Here is a 5,294-nt window from a genome sequence, read left to right as displayed (position 1 = left end):
TGCGTGCCCTGCCGGTGCTGCGTGATCTGCTCGACCGCGGGTTCACCACCGTGCGTGACCTGGCCACCTTCACCGGCGAGCCGATCACGATCCACCTGCGCGACGCGCTCGCGCGGGGCCTGATCACCGGGCCGCGGATGCTCGTGGCACCGCATCTGATCTCGGCCCGCGGCGCACACGGGGACCTCTCCACCCTGCTCGCGCCCGAGTACGGCCGCGAGATCGGCGTACTCGCTGACGGGCCCGCCGAAGTCACCCGGGCCGTGCGTGCGGAGATCCGTGCCGGCGCGGACTGGATCAAATTCGGCGCCACCGGAGGGTTCGGCAGCCCCACCGACGATCCCGGGCAGGCCACCTACACGCAGAGCGAGATGGACGCGCTGGTGGCCACCGCCGCCGACCTGGGCGTCCCCTGCACCCCGCACGCCTACGGCGATGAGGGCGTCGCGCGCGCCGTGCGGGCCGGGGTGCGCTGTGTCGAGCACGGCAACCTCGCCTCGGCCGAGACCCTGTCGTTGATGCGGCAGCGCGGGGTGTTTCTGGTTCCCACCCAGTTCATGGTCCTCGACGCGCTGGACCACCTCGAGGACGAGAGCTACTGGCAGGGCAAGGACCCGGCGGAGCGGGCGAAGTTCCACCGCTATGCGGACCAACTCCGGGACAGCGCCCGCAATGTGGCCGCCAGCGACGTGCGCGTCGCGTTCGGTACTGACGCAGGCATGTTCCCCCATCACCTGAACGTGAAGGAGTTCCCCGCCATGGTGGAGAGCGGCATCTCGCCGCCACGGGCGCTGCGCGCCGCCACCAGTACCGCCGCCGACCTGCTGCGACTTCCCGACCTGGGCCGGATCCGGTCCGGCGCCACGGCAGATCTCATCGCCCTGCCCGGCGATCCCTTCGACGACATCACCTCCACCGACGGCGTCGACTTCGTCATGCACCACGGCACGATCCATCGCTGGATCACCTCCTGAAGCGGTCGTTCGACGCGTATCGTCCAGGCATGGACAGCACCCTTCCGCCACGCGTTCTCGTGATCGGGCTTGATCCATATCGGGTGCCGGGGCCGTGGGATCCCGAACCGGTGGCCAAGGCGATCGAAGCGGGACTCGCCAGGTTCACCGAACATGGCGTGGGCGTCGAGACCTGCCTGATCGGCCTTGACGGAAGCGACGACGTGGAAGCAGTGCTCGGGAACGCGCTGCGAGCCCATCCGTGGGAGTGCGTCACCGTCGGCGGTGGCCTGCGGCATTCCGACGATCAGGTTGAACTCCTCGAGCAGGTGATCAACCTGATCCGGCTGCACGCACCCGATGCGGCCATCGCGTTCAACGCCACCCCGGCCACCACCTATGACGCCGCTGCCCGTTGGATCGAACGACGACGGTGAACTCGGAAGTGGCGGGCCGTCCAGTCGTGCAGGAAGGCGAAACGGGATCCGCGGAGGCGGCTGGGACCCGGGCCCCGGAGTGAGACTTGGTCGAGTTCGACGAAAGGCGACTTGACCTTCACGGGGATGACGACACGCTTCCATTCCACTCGCGGTATGCGCATGGTCGAACCCAACTGTGCCATGAGGTCGGCGAGGAGTTCTTGCTGCTGCCGCAGAAGTTCGAGGTCACCGGTCTCGTAAGCCGCTGACAGCCGACCGACGTACGTGCGGTAGGGCGCGGCTCGCTCTCGCAGCTCGCGGACTTCTTCAGCGACCGTCACCGGGTCTTCCGTTCCTGCCTTGGTGATCTCCCAGAAGCTGGGCATCGGCAGGGCGGGCAGGCCGACCGGTCCTTCGTGGAGCCGGTCGGAGAAGGGTGTGCGTACCTGATCGTCGAAGGAGCGCCTGCACCTGTCGCACATCTACCGCTTCCCGCACGCGGAAATGCCGCACACCGGACTTCGTGGCTACGCCCGAAACTCGCTCGCCCTGGTCACCTCCTTGACGACACCCTGTGGGCATGGAGTTCCTCTGTTACCACCGCGACCGGCCCGGCTCGCTGCCGCTGCGCGACGAGTTGCTGGAAGACCACTGGTCATACATGGACCGGTACGCGAAGGAGATGATCGCCCGGGGCCCGACCCTCGCCGACGACGGCGACACACCCACCGGAAGCGTGCACATCGTCGATCTGCCCGATCTCGCCGCGGCACGCGCCTTCGCCTTCGACGAGCCGAACTACCAGGCCGGCGTCTACCGGGACGTGCTGCTGCGGCGGTGGCGCAACACGCTGGGGCGCACCATGTGGGACTTCCCCGGCGGCCGGACCGGAGGCAACCGGTATCTGGTGCTCGGCCTCGGCGCGGGGCAGGCCGCCGACCTCGCGGTGCCGCCCGACGGCGACGAGCTGATCGCCTACGGGCCACTGCTGTCCGACGACGGCGCCACCTGGCTGGGCACGGCGGTGTTGCTGCGGGCGCCGGACCCGGAGACGGCACGCCACATCCTGACCCCGGACCGGTACGCCGGCATCGAGGTGCACGACTGGCAGTTCGGCGGCCGGCCTTCATGACGGGCACGTCCAAGCCGAGGTCACCGGGAAGTCCGCCGGATCCCTTCCCGGGACCGGCGCCGGCCTGACGCCGCCGGCCTCCCCCGCTTCCGCGGACTGGGCGCCACCGTCAACATCCAAGCCCTGTGGGCCGCCCACGAACCCCAGACGGACGACCTGACCATCCCGTTCCTCGGCCCGCAGCGCGCCGCCCGCCAGTACCCCTTCGCGGACCTGGTGAACAGCGGCGCGACCCACAAGGGCCACTGGCCCCGGCGCATCAGTTCGGACAAGCTGCGACACATGGACTGGATGCCCTTGCTCTCCACACTGACCGGTGCCGTCATCGGCATCGCAGCCACTCTGGTCGCCGATCGGAGCCGGTGGCGGCGGGAGGAGGCGAGGCACGCACTGGAAGTACGGCGCGAGGTGTACACGGAGTACGTTTCCGCCCTCAAGGCCGCGGGTGAGGAGATACGGGCCGTCGCTCTGGGCGACCACAGGTCCGAGTCGGCGCGCGACGCGGCGGTGCGGGAGGCCGTGCGCGGCACCGGGATCTACACGGCGAGCGAACGCTTCTGGCTCGTGGGCCCGCCGCAGGTCGTGGAGGCGGGGAACGAGGCGTTCCACTGCCTGCGCGCGATCCGCGATGCCTACGCCGGCGGAGTGGCCGTCGGCTCCGCCGACGAAGCGCCCCTGATGGAGCGACGACGCAAGGCCATGGCACGGATGCGTCACCTCATGCGCGAGGATCTCGGCATCGGGCCCCTTGGGATCGAGTGATGGCCCATCAGCCCTGCGACTCTCCGACGCCGATCTCCACCGTGAGCGAGAAGTCCCGAGAGGGCCCGGTGGACGATGCTCGTCATTCCCCGTCTCGGGCCACCTGGCCCTCGGGAGTCCGTCGACGGCGTCGGGCACCAGCAGGAGCCGGGGGGACGGCCTGGCCGGCGGCGGGCTCGGTGCCGTAGCGGCTCATCACGTCGATGTTGGCCTGAGGGGTGAGTGGCCGGCCGTCGGTGAGGACGTCCTGGAGGTCCCGGAAGTACTGCACGTACAGGTCGGGGGTGAAGGTGCTGAGCATGACGGCGGGTTGGCCGGTCGGGTTGGCGAAGGTGTGCGGCGTACCGGGCGGAACCATCACCAGCGTGCCCGCGGTGGCGTCGTAGTCCCGGTCCCCGACGGTGAACCGCACGGTGCCGGACAGGACGTAGAAGCCCTCGTCGTGCCGGTCGTGGCGGTGCTGCGGCGGTCCCTGGGTGTGCGGGGCGAGGACGGACTCGGCGATCGCGAGACGGTGCTCGGTGTGGCTGCCGTCCTCGAGGACGCGCATGCGGGTGGTGCCCAGGACGATCGTCTCGCCGTCGCCGGGAGCCACCACGGATACGGCGGGGCCGGCCTGTGATTCGCTGCTGCTGACTTCCTCGGTCATGCTCACGAGTGCACCGCCGGGACCTTGCCCGTGTCCAAGACCTGTACGACGGAGTCGATACCTTGCCGGTATCGTCGCAGTGTGGAGCTGCGGACCTTGCGCTACTTCGTGGCGGTCGCCGAGGAACTCCACTTCGGCCGGGCCGCCACCCGACTGCACATGAGTCAGCCGCCGCTGAGCCGGGCGATCAAGCAGTTGGAGGCCGACGTCGGGGCCCTGCTGTTCATCCGCTCGCCCGCCGGCGTCATGCTCACTCCGGCGGGGACGGTTCTGCTCGAGGAGGCCCGGGCCCTGCTCGACCATGCCGACCTCGTCCGCGCACGGGTGAGCACCGCGGCCGGCGCCCCGGCCATCACCGTCGGCATCCTGGGCGACGGCACGGACCCGGCGGCGAACAGGCTGGCCACGGCCTTCCGTCGACGCCACCCCGGGGTCGACGTCCGCGTACGCAACACCGATCTGACCGACCCGACCTGCGGGCTGAGCGCCGGATCGGTCGACGTGGCCCTGACCCGAGCGCCCTTCGACCAGACGGCCCTCATGGTGCGCACGTTGCGGACTGATCCGGTCGGCGTGGTGCTGCGTGCCGACGACCCGCTGGCCCGCCGCGGGCAACTGCGTCTGGACGACCTGAGCGAACGCCGCTGGTTCCGGTTCCCGCAGGGCACCGATCCCGTCTGGCAGTCGTACTGGAGCGGCGGCAGACCGCGCGAGGGTCCGGTGGTGCGTGCCGTCCAGGAGTGCCTGCAGGCCGTGCTCTGGAATGACACGGTCGGTCTCACCCCGCTCGGACATCATCTGCCTGCGGAGTTGACGGCGGTACCGCTGGTGGACATGGCCCCGAGCCGGGTGGTGGCGGCGTGGAAGGAAGGTGAGACCAACCCGCTGATCCGGTCCTTCATCGAGATCGCGACGGCTGCGTACCGTCACTGAGCGCCGCTCAGGGGGGGTGCGTCGCACCGCCTGGAGCGGCCCCCTCCCCGCTCACCGACGCCGCCGACGTGCCCGGCCGTGCCCTGCGTCAGCGGGCGAACTTCTCCTTCGCCACCGCTGTGACCGGCGTGAAGAAGTTGACCAGGTTGCCGTCGGGGTCGCGGAACAGCAGGGACCGGTTGCCCCAGGGCATCGTGGTGGGCTCGTTGACGAAGTCGGGGGCGGGGACGCTGCCGGCCAGCCTCTTGTACGCGGCGTCCACGTCGTCGACCAGGAACTCCAGGATCACGCTGTGGTTGTCGGCCGGGCGTGATGAGCCCGGTGCGAACAGTGGGACGGTGCGGGTGCCGGCGACGGCGAGGGTCGCGCCGGGCGTCCCGAGCTCGGCGAAGTCCTCGGTGAACCAGGTCGCCTGTACGCCGGTGGCCGTCTCGTAGAAGGCGACG

General features: G+C 70.1%; 7 protein-coding genes. 5 read left to right on the top strand and 2 right to left on the bottom strand.

Annotated elements, in window-relative coordinates:
- From IE249_RS30680 to IE249_RS30665, 4 genes are all read left to right on the top strand, one after another.
- Window positions 1–974 (top strand): metal-dependent hydrolase family protein (locus IE249_RS30680; RefSeq protein ID WP_229859611.1); only part of this gene is annotated, 974 nt, incomplete at its 5' end.
- Window positions 975–1,003: 29 nt separating this feature from the next.
- On the top strand, window positions 1,004–1,390 hold the full coding sequence (locus tag IE249_RS30675) for a hypothetical protein (RefSeq protein WP_189710001.1): 387 nt from the start codon (window positions 1,004–1,006) through the stop codon (window positions 1,388–1,390).
- Window positions 1,391–1,952: 562 nt separating this feature from the next.
- Window positions 1,953–2,504: a YciI family protein gene (locus IE249_RS30670; RefSeq protein WP_189709999.1), complete on the top strand. Its 552-nt coding sequence runs from the start codon at window positions 1,953–1,955 to the stop codon at window positions 2,502–2,504.
- A gap of 282 nt (window positions 2,505–2,786) precedes the next feature.
- Window positions 2,787–3,266: a hypothetical protein gene (locus IE249_RS30665; protein ID WP_229859610.1), complete on the top strand. Its 480-nt coding sequence runs from the start codon at window positions 2,787–2,789 to the stop codon at window positions 3,264–3,266.
- 82 nt (window positions 3,267–3,348) lie between these two features.
- Here the strand turns inward: IE249_RS30665 and IE249_RS30660 are convergent, their stop codons facing one another.
- Complete coding sequence (locus IE249_RS30660) at window positions 3,349–3,915, bottom strand: cupin domain-containing protein (RefSeq protein ID WP_189709997.1); 567 nt, start codon at window positions 3,913–3,915, stop codon at window positions 3,349–3,351.
- A gap of 81 nt (window positions 3,916–3,996) precedes the next feature.
- Here IE249_RS30660 and IE249_RS30655 point away from each other — a divergent pair, with 81 nt between their 5' ends.
- Complete coding sequence (locus tag IE249_RS30655) at window positions 3,997–4,848, top strand: LysR family transcriptional regulator (protein ID WP_229859603.1); 852 nt, start codon at window positions 3,997–3,999, stop codon at window positions 4,846–4,848.
- An 88-nt stretch (window positions 4,849–4,936) separates the two neighbouring features.
- Here IE249_RS30655 and IE249_RS30650 read toward each other — a convergent pair.
- Window positions 4,937–5,294 (bottom strand): VOC family protein (locus IE249_RS30650; RefSeq protein ID WP_229859600.1); only part of this gene is annotated, 358 nt, incomplete at its 5' end.

Source organism: Streptomyces anandii JCM 4720 (assembly GCF_014650655.1).
In the GTDB taxonomy this organism is placed as follows: domain Bacteria; phylum Actinomycetota; class Actinomycetes; order Streptomycetales; family Streptomycetaceae; genus Streptomyces; species Streptomyces anandii.
Note: the sequence above shows the minus strand (reverse complement) of the source record. Positions and strands in the feature narration are given on the sequence as shown.